This window comes from Vibrio sp. 10N.222.48.A3, from assembly GCF_041475345.1.
GTDB lineage: Bacteria > Pseudomonadota > Gammaproteobacteria > Enterobacterales > Vibrionaceae > Vibrio > Vibrio tasmaniensis_A.
This window is the reverse complement of the sequence record NZ_JBFRVX010000891.1, coordinates 1-486: the sequence shown is the minus strand read 5'-3', so window position 1 is coordinate 486 and position 486 is coordinate 1. Positions and strand designations below refer to the sequence as shown.

Sequence of the window (486 nt, the reverse complement as noted above, 5' to 3'; positions counted from 1 at the left end):
CTCGGTAACGTTTGAAGGCGATGATTCAAAGACTAAAGTGGATGAATTCTTATTCTGGGCGGCTGGTGCCCGTGGTTGGTCGATGGAATGTAGAGATCTAGACTTAAATGATATCAAGCAAGAGGCTGACAATTTGTACTCAAATGATTTTATTCGGCATCAAGAGCGGTTAGCTTATTGGAAGTCGGTATTTGAAGATAGCCCACCAATTAGGGAGGTGGAGGAAGGAGAGAAAAGTTATTGGATGGAAGCTCAATTAGAATACGCCACAGAACTGTATATGCCTTGTCGTTCTAAGCGGATTTCTACACCTAACAAATATTGCTATTAAGACATTGTTGGTCAATATTAGAGCGGATAATAGTTGAATGGAGTCAGGTGATGCCAAAAAGTAAGCTAGAACAGTTAATGAACAAACTTCTGAGGCAGTATGGGGGTATGAAAGGTTAGTGGGCCGATTACTTAGAAATCATTGAGTCTGATGAT

At 40.7% G+C, this 486-nt stretch carries 1 pseudogene; it reads left to right on the top strand.

Annotated elements, in window-relative coordinates:
• Positions 1 to 331 (top strand): annotated as a pseudogene (locus AB4653_RS21470) (hypothetical protein); the annotation flags it as partial.
• Positions 332 to 486: the final 155 nt, after the last annotated feature.